Annotated in this window: 15 protein-coding genes; 10 read left to right on the plus strand and 5 right to left on the minus strand. The window is 62.6% G+C overall.

Annotated features, from left to right (window positions below):
- Window positions 1-5: 5 nt before the first annotated feature.
- Window positions 6-1082, plus strand: coding sequence for a chorismate synthase (gene aroC / locus J2D77_RS03075; protein ID WP_207844792.1), 1077 nt, complete (start codon window positions 6-8; stop codon window positions 1080-1082).
- A 3-nt stretch (window positions 1083-1085) separates the two neighbouring features.
- On the opposite strand, the gene J2D77_RS03080 is transcribed toward aroC, so the two are convergent.
- Entirely contained in the window at window positions 1086-1520 is a 435-nt protein-coding gene (locus tag J2D77_RS03080; protein WP_207844793.1) for an OsmC family protein, read from the minus strand.
- A 270-nt stretch (window positions 1521-1790) separates the two neighbouring features.
- Here J2D77_RS03080 and J2D77_RS03085 point away from each other — a divergent pair, with 270 nt between their 5' ends.
- A complete protein-coding gene (locus J2D77_RS03085) occupies window positions 1791-3320 on the plus strand; it encodes a malate:quinone oxidoreductase (protein WP_207845010.1) in 1530 nt (509 codons plus the stop codon).
- Between the two features lie 78 nt (window positions 3321-3398).
- Here the strand turns inward: J2D77_RS03085 and J2D77_RS03090 are convergent, their stop codons facing one another.
- Genes J2D77_RS03090 through bioB form a run of 4 tightly spaced genes read right to left on the minus strand, consistent with a single transcriptional unit; the run spans window position 3399 to window position 6385 of the window.
- Window positions 3399-3932: a 6-pyruvoyl trahydropterin synthase family protein gene (locus J2D77_RS03090; RefSeq protein ID WP_207844794.1), complete on the minus strand. Its 534-nt coding sequence runs from the start codon at window positions 3930-3932 to the stop codon at window positions 3399-3401.
- Window positions 3925-4656 carry a 7-cyano-7-deazaguanine synthase QueC gene (gene queC / locus J2D77_RS03095; protein ID WP_207844795.1) on the minus strand — a complete coding sequence of 244 codons (732 nt, stop codon included), beginning with the start codon at window positions 4654-4656 and terminating at the stop codon, window positions 3925-3927. Before queC ends, J2D77_RS03090 begins: the two co-directional genes overlap by 8 nt.
- Window positions 4657-4658: 2 nt before the next feature.
- Window positions 4659-5369: a 7-carboxy-7-deazaguanine synthase gene (gene queE, locus J2D77_RS03100; RefSeq protein WP_207844796.1), complete on the minus strand. Its 711-nt coding sequence runs from the start codon at window positions 5367-5369 to the stop codon at window positions 4659-4661.
- Window positions 5370-5389: 20 nt separating this feature from the next.
- Window positions 5390-6385: a biotin synthase BioB gene (gene bioB / locus J2D77_RS03105; RefSeq protein WP_207844797.1), complete on the minus strand. Its 996-nt coding sequence runs from the start codon at window positions 6383-6385 to the stop codon at window positions 5390-5392.
- Between the two features lie 256 nt (window positions 6386-6641).
- On the opposite strand from bioB, the gene J2D77_RS03110 reads away from it, so the two are divergent.
- From J2D77_RS03110 to J2D77_RS03145, 8 genes are all read left to right on the plus strand, one after another.
- The gene (locus J2D77_RS03110) at window positions 6642-6947 is read left to right on the plus strand and encodes a putative hemolysin (RefSeq protein WP_207844798.1); all 306 of its coding nucleotides are present in this window, start codon (window positions 6642-6644) and stop codon (window positions 6945-6947) included.
- A 513-nt stretch (window positions 6948-7460) separates the two neighbouring features.
- Window positions 7461-8168, plus strand: coding sequence for a phosphoadenylyl-sulfate reductase (locus tag J2D77_RS03115; RefSeq protein WP_230975418.1), 708 nt, complete (start codon window positions 7461-7463; stop codon window positions 8166-8168).
- A gap of 72 nt (window positions 8169-8240) precedes the next feature.
- The gene (gene cysD / locus J2D77_RS03120) at window positions 8241-9035 is read left to right on the plus strand and encodes a sulfate adenylyltransferase subunit CysD (RefSeq protein WP_207844799.1); all 795 of its coding nucleotides are present in this window, start codon (window positions 8241-8243) and stop codon (window positions 9033-9035) included.
- 26 nt (window positions 9036-9061) lie between these two features.
- Window positions 9062-10942 carry an adenylyl-sulfate kinase gene (gene cysC / locus J2D77_RS03125; RefSeq protein WP_207844800.1) on the plus strand — a complete coding sequence of 627 codons (1881 nt, stop codon included), beginning with the start codon at window positions 9062-9064 and terminating at the stop codon, window positions 10940-10942.
- A 119-nt stretch (window positions 10943-11061) separates the two neighbouring features.
- Window positions 11062-11913 carry a sulfate ABC transporter permease subunit CysT gene (gene cysT, locus J2D77_RS03130; protein ID WP_207844801.1) on the plus strand — a complete coding sequence of 284 codons (852 nt, stop codon included), beginning with the start codon at window positions 11062-11064 and terminating at the stop codon, window positions 11911-11913.
- Window positions 11910-12713 (plus strand): sulfate ABC transporter permease, encoded by an 804-nt coding sequence (locus J2D77_RS03135; protein ID WP_207844802.1) that lies wholly within the window; start codon window positions 11910-11912, stop codon window positions 12711-12713. Before cysT ends, J2D77_RS03135 begins: the two co-directional genes overlap by 4 nt.
- Window positions 12710-13774 carry a sulfate/molybdate ABC transporter ATP-binding protein gene (locus tag J2D77_RS03140; protein ID WP_207845012.1) on the plus strand — a complete coding sequence of 355 codons (1065 nt, stop codon included), beginning with the start codon at window positions 12710-12712 and terminating at the stop codon, window positions 13772-13774. Before J2D77_RS03135 ends, J2D77_RS03140 begins: the two co-directional genes overlap by 4 nt.
- An 84-nt stretch (window positions 13775-13858) precedes the next feature.
- A complete protein-coding gene (locus tag J2D77_RS03145) occupies window positions 13859-14218 on the plus strand; it encodes a DUF2849 domain-containing protein (protein ID WP_207845013.1) in 360 nt (119 codons plus the stop codon).
- Window positions 14219-14231: the final 13 nt, after the last annotated feature.

Consider the following 14231-nt stretch of genomic DNA (forward strand, 5'->3'; position numbering starts at 1 on the left):
ATATCGTGTCGTACAATACGTTCGGCCACCTGTTTCGCATCACCACCTGGGGGGAAAGCCATGGCCCGGCCATTGGCTGCGTGATTGATGGCTGCCCGCCGCGCATTCCCCTGAGTGAAGCCGATATCCAGCCTTTTCTCGACCGTCGCAGGCCGGGCCAGTCGGCTTTTACCACCCAGCGACAGGAAGCGGATCAGGTGCGTATCCTGTCCGGCGTGTTCGAAGGGCAGACAACGGGCACGCCCATTTCGCTGCTGATCGAAAATACCGACCAGCGTTCGCGCGATTATGGCGATATCGCCAGCACCTATCGCCCCGGCCACGCGGACCTGACCTACGACCTCAAATACGGCATTCGCGATTATCGCGGGGGCGGCCGGTCATCCGCGCGCGAGACGGCCTGCCGTGTGGCCGCGGGGGCAGTGGCACGCAAGGTGCTGGGTGAGGGCGTACGTATTCGCGCAGCGCTGGTGCAGCTTGGCCCGCACGATATCGACCGCACCCGCTGGGACTGGGCAGAGGTCGAGCGCAATCCGTTCTTCGCCCCCGATCCGGGCGTTGTGGAAGACTGGGAGCGCTATCTGCACGACATCCGCAAGGCCGGTTCGTCCATCGGCGCGGTGATCGAAGTCGTGGCCGAAGGCGTGCCGCCGGGGCTGGGCGCGCCGATTTACGGCAAGCTCGACGCCGACCTGGCTGCCGGGCTGATGAGCATCAACGCCGTCAAGGGTGTGGAGATCGGGGACGGTTTTGCCGCAGCCAGCCTGACCGGGCCCGAAAATGCCGATGCTCTGTTCATGAAGGACGGCCAGCGTGTTTTCGGCTCCAACCATGCGGGGGGTATTCTGGGCGGTATTTCCAGCGGCCAGCCGGTGGTGGCGCGGTTTGCGGTCAAGCCCACCAGTTCCATGCTGACACCCGTGCCCTCCATCACGCGGGAGGGGGCTGAAAAGCAGGTTATCACCAAGGGGCGGCACGATCCGTGCGTGGGGATCAGGGCCGTGCCGGTGGGCGAGGCCATGGTGGCCTGCGTGCTGGCCGACCATCTGCTACGCCACCGCGGGCAGGTCGGCCAGGGCTGATTTTCAGCCTTCCAGCGTTGCGTTGAGCGTAATGGTGGCGCGGAACAGCTTGGAGACCGGGCAGCCTTCCTTGGCTTTTATGGCCAGCGCCTGAAACTGCTCGTTCGTGGCACCGGGCACGCGGGCTTTCAGGGTCAGGTCGATCTGGCTGATTTCAAAGCCGGAATCGGCCTTGGTAAGCTGGACCGCCGCATCGGTATCGATAGCCTGCGCGGTCAGTCCCGCTTCCCCCAATATGGCGGAAAGCGCCATGGAAAAACACGCGGCATGGGCGGCACCCAGCAGTTCCTCGGGGTTGCTGCCGGCTTTTCCTTCGAAGCGGGTGTTGAAGCCATAAGGCTGCTCGTTCAGCGCGCCGCTCTGGGTGCTGATAACACCATGCCCTTCCTTGAGAGAACCCTCCCAATGTGCGGTGCCGTGTTTGATAATGCTGCTCATAAGGTTGTTTCCACCCTGTCTGTTCGAATACCGGTACCCGGCCCCGGATACGGGGATTACAGCCGGGTTTGCGGCTTCATAAAACGTTCTGACCGCCCTCGGGGTTCAGGTTGTTTGCGGTAATCTCGCAGAGGTGAGAAGGCGGGATCGTCATATAAGCCTATACTGCCTGCACTAATCCGGCTAGCAATGCCCCGCCTGTTTTCCAGATGGCACGGAAAATGGAGGGTCTTGCGGCAAAGAGACAGCCCGGCCTTCATCGTAGCCGCAATGGCGGGCGCGGCTGATAATGCGGAGACCATGATGAGTTCCAACTCGACCGATACAGCATCTTCCGTCGATGTCGTCCTGATCGGTGGCGGCGTAATGAGTGCGACGCTGGGTACATTCCTGCGCCAGCTTCAGCCTGACTGGAGCATCAGCATTTACGAACGGCTCAACACCGTCGCCCTGGAAAGTTCCAATGCCTGGAACAATGCCGGTACCGGGCATTCCGCCCTGTGCGAGTTGAACTACACGCCGCAGAAAGCCGATGGCAGCGTGGAGATCAACAAGGCTGTCGACGTGAACGAGCAGTTCCAGATATCGCGGCAGTTCTGGTCCTATCTGGTTGAAAACAACATTATTCCCACCGCGCGTGACTTCCTGACGGCCGTTCCGCATATGAGCTTTGTGTGGGGGGAGGCCAACGTCTCCTTCCTGCGCCGCCGGCACGAGGCCCTGTCGCGTCATCCGCTGTTCGCGGGCATGGAATATTCGGAAGATCCTGGCCAGATCGCCCAGTGGGCGCCGCTGATCATGCAGGACCGGCCCGCGGGCCAGCAGCTTGCCGTGACCCGCAGCCTGATGGGCACGGATGTCAATTTCGGCGCGCTGACACGGCTTTTGTTCGGCTACCTTGCGGGCAGCCAGGGCTGCACCCTGCATACCGAACATGACGTGACCAACCTGCGCCGCGCAGCCGATGGCCGTTGGGAAATCAAGGTGCGCGACCTGCGCCAGAACACCGAACGCCTGGTCATGGCGCGGTTCGTCTTTATCGGCGCGGGTGGCGGTGCATTGCCGCTGTTGCAGAAAACCGGCATTCCCGAAGCGGAGGGGGTTGGCGGCTTCCCGGTCAGCGGCCAGTTCCTGCGTTGCAAGAACGAGGACCTGATCGCCCGCCATCATGCCAAGGTTTACGGCAAGGCCTCGGTCGGCGCACCGCCCATGTCGGTGCCCCATCTCGACACCCGCATGATCGACGGCAAGCCCGCGCTGCTTTTCGGCCCCTATGCCGGGTTCTCCACGCGCTTTCTCAAGCAGGGATCGCTGATGGATCTGCCCCGTTCGGTCAGGCGCGGCAATATCGGTGCGATGCTGGCGGTTGGCCGCGATAACTGGCCGCTGACCAAATACCTGATCGAGCAGGTGTTGCAGTCCGAAAACGACCGCATCAAGGCCTTGCAGGACTTTATTCCCGATGCGCAAAGCAAGGACTGGGAACTGGTGGTGGCCGGACAGCGTGTCCAGATCATCAAGAAAGATCCGGTCAAGGGCGGCGTGCTGCAATTCGGCACGGAAGTCATTGCCAGCGAAGACGGCACCGTCTCGGCCCTGCTGGGTGCTTCACCGGGTGCTTCTACCGCGGCCCCCATCATGCTGACGGTGCTGAAGAAATGCTTTGCCAGCAAGCTGCCGGAATGGAGCGCGAAACTGAAGCAGATGGTGCCGTCCTACGGCCAGAAGCTTTCGAACAATCCCGACCTGTGCAAGCAGGTGTTCGAGAAGACCTCCACCGTTCTGGGGCTTAACCGCTAAGTCTCTTCCGCCTTTTCAATGCGGTATGGCACCCGGGTGCAAGGCCCGGGTGCCTTTTTTATGGCGGGATGAAAATACTCAGCCAGCGGGATCGGCAATGCTCATATCCGCCCGGTTCCACCAGCATTCGGCAGGGGGCCTGCCAAGGGGAATGAACTCGGCCGGATCGCCGCTGAAGCTGACGGTATTGGTCGGTGTCTCCTCCAGGCTGAGTTCGGTGCAGCGCAATGCGCCCCCTTCGGCTTTAAGAAAGGCGTTGACCTTGGCCATGAGCAGGCAGGTCATGAGTTCGGTTGTGGGATCACCCGGGGTGACTACAATGCGGGCCGCGCGCGCGGGTTCATGGGTTTGGAACCATCCCAGCAAAGGATCGTCCTCGGCCAGTTGCAGGGCGTGGTCGATGCGTTCGTCGATAAAGCGGTGCCAGGTGCTTTTGGCCTTCTGGAACGAGACGGGCATGTTGCCCCTGCCATCAAGCCGGGCCGGGGTGCACGGTGCCAGCCTGACCGTGACGAATTCATTATGGCCATGGGGCAGGGCGCAGCTTTCGCTGGCACCATGGATCAGCCTGTGGCCCATGGAAAAACGACGGGTAAAAACAAGGTCAGGCATGTTCGGCTTTCTCTGCCAGATAGGTCTCCCACCCTGTGCTGCGTAACTGGCAGGCGGGGCAGGTGCCGCAGCCATAGCCCCAGGAATGGAGCGTGCCACGATCACCCATATAGCAGCTATGGCTGTCATGGTTGATAAGTTCGACAAGGGCCGCCCCACCCAGGTCTTCCGCCAGGTGCCAGGTTTCCGCCTTGCTGAGCCACATCAGCGGCGTATGCAGGACATAGCGGCTTTGCATGCCCAGATTGAGTGCGACCTGTAGCGCCTTGATGGTATCGTCCCGGCAATCGGGGTAGCCGGAATAATCCGTCTCGCAAACACCCGTCACGATATGGCGGATATCGCGCCGCGCGGCCAGGGCTGCGGCAAAGGTCAGGAACAGCAGGTTGCGACCGGGCACGAAAGTGTTGGGCAGGCCGTTTTCCAGCAGGGTGATTTCGGCGTTACGGGTTAGTGCCGTGTCCGAGACCGCGCCCAGCGCTTCAAGCGGGAGGGTATGGTCAGGCCCCATGCGTTCACGCCAGGCCGGGCTGAGTGCGGCCAGCCCGTCGCGCAGGGTGCTGCGGCAGGTCAGTTCAATGGCATGGCGTTGGCCGTAATCGAAACCCAGTGTCTCCACCCGGCCGAACCGGGCAAGCGCCCAAGCCAGGCAGGTGGCTGAATCCTGCCCGCCCGAGAACAGGACAAGGGCTGCCTCGTTTTGATCGCGCACGGGGTAGGACATGCTCAGGGAATTCCGGTCAGTTTATGGGTCTGCAGGGACAGGCCCCATTGCGGGTGTGCAAGACAGTACCGTATGGCCGCCGCCAGATTGGCGGCCTGGTCGGGCCCGTCCATAGGTTGAAGCCAGAACTGCTCGAAATCAAGCATGGCGAGGGCTGAAGGCGAAAGGCCCGGCTGGGGAAAAACCAGCTTGAGTTCCGTCCCGCTTGTCTGGACCAGAGGGGCCCCGGCCTTGGGGCTGATGCACAGCCAGTCCACGCCCGGGGGAGCTGGCAGGGTGCCGTTACTTTCCACCGCGATGGAAAAACCCCGCTGATGCATGGCCTCTATCAACGCGTCATCAAGCTGGAGCAGGGGCTCGCCACCCGTAAAGACGACCAGCTTCCTGCCCTGCGCGAGCGGAGCCTGCATATGGGCAGCCCCGTCCGGCACGCCTGCAGTTGCATCCTGGCCGTGCGGGGCGGGGGTGTCGTTGCTGGGCCACAGGGTGTCGATCGCCTGGGCAAGGTCCGCCGCCGTGTCGAACCGGCCGCCGCCCGGCCCGTCCGTTCCCACGAAATCCGTGTCGCAGAACTGGCATGTGGCATTGGCCCGATCCACTTCACGGCCGGACCACAGGTTGCAGCCCGTAAAGCGGCAGAACACCGCAACCCGCCCGGCCTGTCCGCCTTCGCCTTGCAGGGTCAGGAAAATTTCCTTGACGGAATAGGTCATCCGGCAGGTACCGCCAAGGCTTACAGGCCAATTCCCGTCGTGTGCATGCCCAGCCGGTCAAGCAGGGCACGGTCACGCTGGGCCTGCGGGTTGGGTGTGGTCAGCAGGCGTTCGCCGTAGAAAATGGAATTTGCCCCGGCCAGAAAGCACAGGCTCTGGGTTTCGTCCGTCATGTTCTCACGCCCCGCGGCAAGGCGCACGCGGCTTTTGGGCATGGTAATGCGGGCGGCGGCGATCATGCGCACGAAGTCCAGTGCTTCGACCTCATCCGCCTTTGCCAGGGGCGTGCCTTCGACACGGACCAGCAGGTTGATCGGCACGCTTTCGGGGTGCACGGGCAGGGTGGCAAGCGCTGCGATCAGGCCTGCGCGGTCGGTTTCGCTTTCGCCCATGCCGACAATGCCGCCGCAGCAGACGCTGATCCCCGCATCCCGCACGGAACCCAGCGTGTCCAGCCGGTCCTGATAGGTACGGGTGGTAATGATTTCCCCGTAATAATCGGGCGAGGTATCGAGGTTGTGGTTGTAGTAATCGAGGCCCGCATTTTTCAGGCGCTTGGCCTGCATGTCATCAAGCATGCCAAGGGTCACGCAGGTTTCGAGCCCCAGTTCTTTCACCCCTTCGATCATGGCGCAAACGGTGTCCAGGTCGCGTTCCTTGGGGCTGCGCCATGCGGCCCCCATGCAGAAACGGCCCGCACCCGCCGCCTTGGCCTTGCGGGCTTCGGCCAGGACCTGCTCCACCGCCATCAGTTTTTCGGCCTTCACGCTGTCTTCATGCAGCGCGCTCTGGGGGCAGTAGGCGCAGTCTTCGGGGCAGCCACCGGTCTTGATGGAGAGCAGGGTGGAAATCTGGATTTCGGTCGGATCGAACGTGGCGCGGTGGACTGTCTGTGCCTGGAACATCAGTTCCGGAAAAGGCAGGTTCAGCAGGGCGCGTATTTCATCCACCGTCCAGTCATGCCGGGTGCCCGCAAGCCGGGTGGAAGGGGAGAGGGAGGACGAACCATCGGGCATAGTATGTACCGGACCAGATAAAGCTGAAAAGGAACGAGAACATAGCGGGTATCCGCTGCCAAGACCAGTTTTCACGATGAAAATCTTGGCGGACGGAACGGCGGCAGAAATGTTGGAAATATCGGTATGCAAACAGGGCGAAGTGACCGAATAGTAAGAGCATGAATGGAAAGAGAGATATTCCGCGCCGGTCGCCTGCGGGCGCGGAATTTTGCAGACAGCGTCTCTTTCGCAGAAATGCATGAAAGGATCGGGTATGAAAAACCGCAAGACTATCGCCACGGCCGTGCTTGCCACCGCCATGACGGGAATACTGGGCGGCTGCCAGCATCATGAGGGTGAGGGCGGGCAGTCATATCGCAGTGTCAGGCCGTTGCGCATTCCCAACCCGGCTTCTTTATATTGTGTGAAGAAGGGGGGCACGCTTTCCATGGAACACACGGAGCAGGGGCAGGTGGGCTATTGTCATCTGCCCGATGGCAGCGTGACCGAGGAATGGGCGCTGTTCCGCAAGGATCATCCGCAACCAGCCGACGCTGATACGGCCAAGCCGGAGCGCTGAAGCAGGGCGATGGGGCGATACGGCGGCTCTCTTGCAGGGTGCCGTCGTGTTACCCACGCGATCTGGAATGGCCAGAATGACGCGTGGCCATAAATTGCATAAGATATATTATGCCAACAAAATTGCATGCCGGTCATAGAAGGCTGGGCAGCCTGCGGCGATGGGCCCGCATGGCCCGATGCGGGATGCGGAATGTCAGCACGCATCGTGAGCCGTTAGAATGCTGTTAAAGACAGGCTGCATGCCGGCTGCGACCCAGGCTGCCCTTGCCTGGGCTGTGTGGCGGGGCCATGTGTAACAGGAACCTTGCAGGCTGTCTGGAAAAGGCGGGCCTGTCGGGGCGGCAATCCTCCCCCGTTTATGGGACGGAAAGGACGACATTCAACACGAAGTTGTACAGTTAATTTATCATGAAATACGGTGATATATGCAAAATTATGTGTTGTTTTGTGTAAATTATCCCTGTATGCACCCAGTCAATCTGTTTCCAACGTTTGTTTTTGGTGTTTCGCGTTGATTAAAAGCCCCGATATCACAGAACTGATTGCGCAGTTGGAGCCCGTGCAGGACAATCCTGTCACGCTGCTGCGCAAGGCGCACGACCTGCTGGGTGATCGTGTGGGCGTTCTGTCGTCCTTCGGGGCCGAATCGGCCTTGCTGCTGTCCATGGTGGCCCAGGCCGACCCGGAAATGCCGGTGCTGTTCCTTGATACGGGCCGGCATTTCCCCGAAACCCTGGCCTATCGGCACGATCTCGCGCAGGATCTGGGCCTGCGCAATGTCATCGACATCGCCCCCGATGCGCGCAAGGTAGCCGAGCGTGATCCCACGGGCGAATTATGGGCGTTTGATCCGGATGCGTGCTGTGGCCTGCGCAAGGTGGAGCCGCTGCGGGTGGCCTCCCTGCCCTATATGGCGTTGGTGACCGGGCGCAAGCGCGGCCAGGCTTCCACCCGTGCGCAGTTGAACGTGGTGGAACATCGGCAGGAAAAGGGAGAGCGCGATCAAATCCGTCTCAATCCCCTGGCCTTCTGGACTGCCCAGGACATCACGGCGGAAATGGCGCGCCGGGGCCTACCTCCTCATCCGCTGGTGGCTGAGGGATATCTGTCCATTGGCTGTGCGCCCTGCACACAGCCGGTTCATGGCGCGCAGGACGCCCGGGCCGGGCGCTGGGCCGGTCTGAACAAGACCGAATGCGGTATTCACCTCGGCGGTTGAGTTTTCTTGCTGCCGCGACTTGTCTCACTTCTACCTGAATACGGGTGCCCGAAAAACGGGGTTTACGAAAATATGGATCATCTCGATCAACTGGAAGCTCAGAGCGTCTTCATTCTGAGGGAAGCCTATCGCAAGCTCAAGCCGCTGGCCATGCTGTGGTCATTGGGCAAGGATTCGAACGTCATGGTCTGGCTGGCCAAGAAGGCGTTTCTGGGTCGTGTTCCCTTCCCCGTCATGCATGTGGATACAGGCAAGAAGTTCCCCGAAATGTACAAGTTTCGGGACGAATACAGCAAGAAATGGGATCTCGATCTGCTGCTGGGCGACTGCCCGCCGGTTGAGGAAATGGACCCTTCCCTGCCACCGGCCGCCCGGTCTGCCGCGCGCAAGACGGCGGGGCTTGCCGCCATGATCGAGAAGCACAAGCTCCAGGGCGTGATCGCGGGTATTCGGCGTGACGAACAGGGAACGCGCGCGAAGGAACGCGTGTTCAGCCCGCGCGGGGCCAGCCATAAATGGGATATCCGCAACCAGCCCCCCGAATTCTGGGACCAGTACGCCACCCCGCATGAGGAGGGCATGCATATCCGCGTGCATCCGCTGCTGGCGTGGCGGGAAATTGACATCTGGCGCTATATCGAGCGCGAGGGCATTCCGCTGGTCGACCTGTATTTTGCCAGGAACGGCAAGCGCTACCGGTCCTTGGGCGATGCGGACATTACCTCCCCTGTGGAAAGCAATGCAGCGACCCTGGCCGAAGTGATCGAGGAACTGGAAACCACCAAGACCTCTGAACGCGCCGGGCGGGCCATGGACCATGAGTCCGAAGATGCTTTCGAACGCCTGCGCGTGGCGGGTTATCTCTGATTGAGTGCGGACCGGAACAGACTGATATGACCGAAAAAAGTTTTTCCAGCCTGGATGCGGCAACCCCGATCGTGATCGTCGGGCATGTCGACCATGGCAAATCGACCCTGATCGGGCGGCTCCTGCACGATACGGATAACCTGCAGGACGGCAAGGTCGCCCAGATTATCGAATCCTCCAAGAAGCGCGGCCTGAAGATCGAGTGGAGCTTCCTGCTCGACTCCCTCCAGATCGAGCGCGACCAGGGTGTTACGGTGGATTCCACGCGTATTCCGTTCCGGCTTGGCCAGCGTGAATATGTGATTGTGGATGCGCCCGGACACAGGCAGTTCCTGCGCAACATGATTACGGGTGCGGCGGATGCCGAAGCCGCGGTGCTGGTGGTGGATGCCGCCGAAGGTGCGCGTGAGCAGACGCGCCGCCATGCCATGCTGCTGCACCTGATCGGTATCCGCCACGTTATCGTGCTGCTCAACAAGGTGGACCTGCTGGCCTTCGACCAGGCCAAGGTGGAAGCGGTCGAACGGGACGTAACGGACCTGCTGACGCGCCTGGACCTTACGGCCGCGGTGTTTGTGCCCGCTTCGGCGCGCGATGGGGACAATATCGCCAGCCGTTCGCCTAACACACCGTGGTACAAGGGCCCGACCCTGACCGAGGCCCTGGCCCGGGTGCCCACTCCGGATTCCCGCGTGGAACTGGCGCTGCGCCTACCGGTGCAGGATGTCTACCGGTTTGAAGACAAGCGTTATGTCGCGGGCCGGATCGAACGCGGGCGTGTGCGCGTGGGCGATACGGTGGTGATCGGCACGCAAAAGACACCCGCGCGCATTGCCTCCATAGAAAGCTGGCACACGGCACCGCATGTATCGGCCCATGCCGGGCAGTCTGTTGCCCTGACCCTCGAACCCGACGTCATTCCCGACCGGGGCGACCTGCTCCACCACCCCGACGCACGCCCGGTCGAGGCATCGCGCATTCGCGCCCGCCTGTTCTGGCTGCGGCAGGAACCCCTGCGCGTGGGCGAAAGCTTCCGCCTGCGGCTGGCAACGGCTGAACATGCCGTGACGGTGACGGCGATCGATTCTGTCCTGAACCTGGACGACCTGACGGAAAACCCCGGTGACGAGGTGCCGCCCGAAGGCTTTGCCGAAGTCGTTCTGTCGGCGGCCGAAACCATCCAGTTCGACCCGTTCACGCCCGGCACCACGGATGGTCGTGGCGTGCTGGTGGACCGCCAGCAGCGTATTGTCGGCGGCGCCCCCCTGATCGGCCCTGCGGGAATTGCCGCGGGTGAGAAGGTGATCCACCCCAGTGCCAGTGCGGTGACGGTGCAGGATCGTGAGCGCGCCAAGGGGCACAGGGGTGCAGTCTTCTGGCTGACCGGGCTTTCGGGTGCGGGCAAGAGCACGCTGGCCCGGGCGGCGGAATCGCGCCTGTTCGCAGCCGGTGTGGACGTAACCGTGCTGGACGGGGACACATTGCGTACCGGCCTGTGCAAGGACCTGGGCTTTAGCGAGGCCGATCGCACCGAAAACGTGCGCCGTGCGGCCGAGGTCGCGCGGATCCTGCGCGATGCGGGGCATGTGGTGGTGGTCGCCCTGATTTCCCCGCTCCGTTCGGACCGCGAACTGGCAGGAAAGATCATTGGCGAAGGCTTTGCCGAAGTCTTTGTGGATGCCGATCTGCAAACCTGCGAACAGCGTGACCCCAAGGGGCTTTACGCCGCCGCCCGCGCCGGCAAGATCAGCGGCTTCACGGGGATCGATGCACCGTACGAGGCGCCCGAGCACCCTGCCCTGCACCTGCGCACCAGCCAAGGAAGTGCCGATACCGTGGCCAATGAACTGGTCTCCTTCGTGGAAGGTGCGGTACGGCTGCCGGGTGGACGCCGCCTTCAGTCCTGATTGTTTTCATCTGACTGGAAAAAGGGTGCCATGGCCTGATACCGTGGCATCCTTGGGGGGCGGCTGGCCTGCTGGCTGCCTCCCGCCCATGCGGGAAGGCAGGAACTGAACGCCGTACCATGAAACATTCGTTTTTTGCCTTCATGCGCAAGACCGGCACCAGCCTGCCGGGTTTTCGCCTGACGCTGGGCGCCACACTTGTCTGGGCGGGCTTTCTGGTGGCGTTCCCCCTTTGCGCCCTGCTTGCCCGGCCATGGCAGGACGGGGTCGGGGCCATGGTCGCGGCCCTGCATGACAGCCGCATGTTCGCTGCGTTGTGGACCAGTTTTTCCTCCGCCGCGATCGCTGCCGCCTGCAACGTGCCTTTCGGGCTGATGCTGGCCTGGGCGCTGGCACGCGGGCAGTTGCCCGGGCGCTGGCTGGCCGATGCGCTGATAGACCTGCCCCTGGCCCTGCCCACGGCGGTTTCGGGCATTACGCTGGCAACGCTTTACGGGCCCAATGGCTGGCTGGGGGCCCCTTTGTCCCGGCTGGGGATTACGGTGTCCTATACCCGCGCGGGTATTGTCGTGGCGCTGATGTTTGTCGGCCTGCCTTTTGTGGTGCGCGCGGTGGAGCCGGTGCTGCGCAACCTGCCCCACGATCTGGAAGAAGCCGCCGTGCTGCTGGGTGCCAGGCCCTGGCAGGTGGTGACCCGGGTGCTCGTCCCGCCCCTTCTGCCTGCCGTGGTCACAGGGTTTGGCCTGGCCTTCGCGCGTGGCGTGGGGGAGTACGGGTCGGTTATCTTCATTGCAGGGAACCAGCCTTTCCGCAGTGAAATCGCTCCCTTGCTGATTGTGGTGCGCCTGCAGGAATTCGATTACGCCGGGGCGACGGCGGTTGCCCTTATTCTGCTGGTCATCTCCCTGCTGGTGCTGCTTCTGGTGGGGAGCATGCGCAGGAAACTTGCCCTGTGGAGCGAGCCTGCATGACCCGTTACGTTTTATGGGGTGCAAGCTGGCTGTTCATTCTGGTCGTTCTGGTCACCCCGCCCGTAATGGTGCTGAGCGAGGCCCTGCGCGACGGTATTGGCGCATCGGTCGCGACACTGGCCGATCCGGATGCGCAGGCCGCGATCTGGCTGACCTTGAAAGTCACGCTGATAACCGTGGCCGTGAATACGCTTTTCGGTATTCTGGCAGCGTGGCTTTTGGCGCGTTTCCGTTTTTTCGGGCGTCAGGCGCTGCTTGCGCTGCTTGAACTGCCGCTGAGCATGTCGCCCGTCGTATCCGGCCTGGTGTGGCTTTTGCTGTTCGGCGCGCAAGGCTGGTTCGGGCCCGCACTCGAACGCATGAATATCCATATCGCCTTTGCCGTGCCCGGTATCGTGCTTGCGACGCTGTTCGTCACCCTGCCCTATGTGGTGCGTACGGTGCTGCCGGTCATGGAACTGCAGGGCCGCGATGCGGAAGAAGCCGCTTTCCTGGCCGGGGCCAGGTTCTGGCAGGTTCTGTGGTACGTGGCGCTGCCCGGCGTGCGCGGGGCGCTGCTATCGGGTGTCTTGCTGACAACGGCGCGCGCCCTGGGGGAATTCGGGGCGGTTTCCGTGGTGTCGGGCCATATCCCGGGTGAGACGGAGACCATGCCCCTGCATATCGAAAATCTGTATAACGGCTACCAGTCCGTGGCGGCGTTCACCATGGCGGCATTGCTTGGTGTTCTGGCCATGGCGGCGGTGCTGCTGCGTGCAGCCCCCGCATGGTTCGCGCGGTGGCGGGAGAAGACTATATGAGTGTCGAGGTCAATGCCCTGCTCCGCACCGTGCCCGGCGCGCAGGCCCCCCTGCTCGACAATGTTTCGCTGCATGTGCCCGATGGCATGTTCGTGGCCCTGGTCGGGCCTTCGGGTGCGGGCAAGACCACCCTCTTGCGCGCCATTGCGGGGCTTGACCCTTACCGCGCCGGTACGGTCAGCCTGGATGGCCATGTCATGACGGGCGTGCAGGCCCGGGCGGGCAAGATCGGCTTTGTGTTCCAGAACTATGCGCTGTTTCCGCATATGAGTGTGGCGCGCAACATTGCCTTCGGGCTTGATGTCCTGCCCGCCGCCACGCGCCCGCCGCGTGCCCAGGTCGCGGCACGGGTGGCCGAACTTCTGGACCTGATGCAGATCCCAACCTTGGGCCAGGCCTATCCGTCGCGGCTTTCGGGTGGGCAGAGGCAGCGTGTGGCACTGGCCCGCGCCTTGGCCACGGGGCCCGGTGTCCTGCTGCTGGACGAGCCTTTTGGCGCGCTGGACCCCATTGTCAGGCGTTCCATCCGCACCTGGCTGCGCGACCTGCATGACAGGCTGGGCCTGACCACGATCCTGGTCACCCATGATCAGGAAGAAGCGCTGGAAGTCGCGGACCGGATCGTGGTCATGCAGAACGGTCGTATCGTCCAGGATGCCTCCCCCCAGGAACTGGACTGCAATCCCGCGACGGATTTCGTCATGGAATTCCTGGGCGAGGCCGTATCCTTTCCCGGCCATGTGCAAGGCGGGATGATGTACGCCCAGGACGAGGCCATCCAGCCCTTTTCCGTGCCCGCCCATCTGGCGGATGGCCCCGCCACGGCCATGATCCGCCCTTACGAGATCGGGCTGGTGCCGCAGGCAACAGACAGCGGGCCTGCGCCTGTCCGCGCTGTGCCGCGTGGTGTGCGCGGGGGCTACAGGCATTATGCCGTGCAGGTGGGTGCGCGCAGTGTGCCGTTCTTTGTGGCGCAGGAGCGTGATGGTCTTGCGCTGGAAGGTAGGGCACTCGATATCAGCCGTGCGCGGCTGTTCCGCGATGGTCGGGCCTGTCTATGATACGTTTCTTATTCGTGGTATGTTGCTAACATCGCGTGTTGTTTGTATTTCCCCTGCTCGGGAACGCGACGGAAAGGTATGAGTGTGGATCGCAGGAACAATCGCCGGGATGCTGAAGGGCTCAGTGTCGTGACCGCAAACCGCCTGCTCGACGGGCGGATCGTATGGCTTGAACCCAACGGCACATGGGGCCTTGCCATCAAAGGGGCGCAGACTTTCCCCAATGCCGATATGGTCGATGTGCTTGCTCGGCAGAACGCCTGTGCGGCGCGCGACCAGGTGGTCGGTATTTACGGCGTGCAGGTGGAGCCCGGGTCATCGGGCCCCGAACCGGTGACGACGCGTGAACAGATCCGGGCGTTCGGCCCCAGCGTTCATTCAGAATTCACGCCTTCGTGGCAGCCGCCCGCGCCGGGTGCTGCCATCAGAACCGCAGACGCCTGAACCCGTCAGGCAG

Origin of the sequence: Acetobacter garciniae (assembly GCF_017377735.1) — a bacterium.
GTDB lineage: Bacteria > Pseudomonadota > Alphaproteobacteria > Acetobacterales > Acetobacteraceae > Acetobacter > Acetobacter garciniae.

Coding starts and splice junctions, on each gene's coding strand:
- J2D77_RS03080 (WP_207844793.1), bottom strand. CDS start 1,520: ATGAGCAGCATTATCAAACACGGCACCGCACATTGGGAGGGTTCTCTC.
- J2D77_RS03085 (WP_207845010.1), top strand. CDS start 1,791: ATGGCGGGCGCGGCTGATAATGCGGAGACCATGATGAGTTCCAACTCG.
- J2D77_RS03090 (WP_207844794.1), bottom strand. CDS start 3,932: ATGCCTGACCTTGTTTTTACCCGTCGTTTTTCCATGGGCCACAGGCTG.
- queC (WP_207844795.1), bottom strand. CDS start 4,656: ATGTCCTACCCCGTGCGCGATCAAAACGAGGCAGCCCTTGTCCTGTTC.
- queE (WP_207844796.1), bottom strand. CDS start 5,369: ATGACCTATTCCGTCAAGGAAATTTTCCTGACCCTGCAAGGCGAAGGC.
- bioB (WP_207844797.1), bottom strand. CDS start 6,385: ATGCCCGATGGTTCGTCCTCCCTCTCCCCTTCCACCCGGCTTGCGGGC.
- J2D77_RS03110 (WP_207844798.1), top strand. CDS start 6,642: ATGAAAAACCGCAAGACTATCGCCACGGCCGTGCTTGCCACCGCCATG.
- cysD (WP_207844799.1), top strand. CDS start 8,241: ATGGATCATCTCGATCAACTGGAAGCTCAGAGCGTCTTCATTCTGAGG.
- cysC (WP_207844800.1), top strand. CDS start 9,062: ATGACCGAAAAAAGTTTTTCCAGCCTGGATGCGGCAACCCCGATCGTG.
- cysT (WP_207844801.1), top strand. CDS start 11,062: ATGAAACATTCGTTTTTTGCCTTCATGCGCAAGACCGGCACCAGCCTG.
- J2D77_RS03135 (WP_207844802.1), top strand. CDS start 11,910: ATGACCCGTTACGTTTTATGGGGTGCAAGCTGGCTGTTCATTCTGGTC.
- J2D77_RS03140 (WP_207845012.1), top strand. CDS start 12,710: ATGAGTGTCGAGGTCAATGCCCTGCTCCGCACCGTGCCCGGCGCGCAG.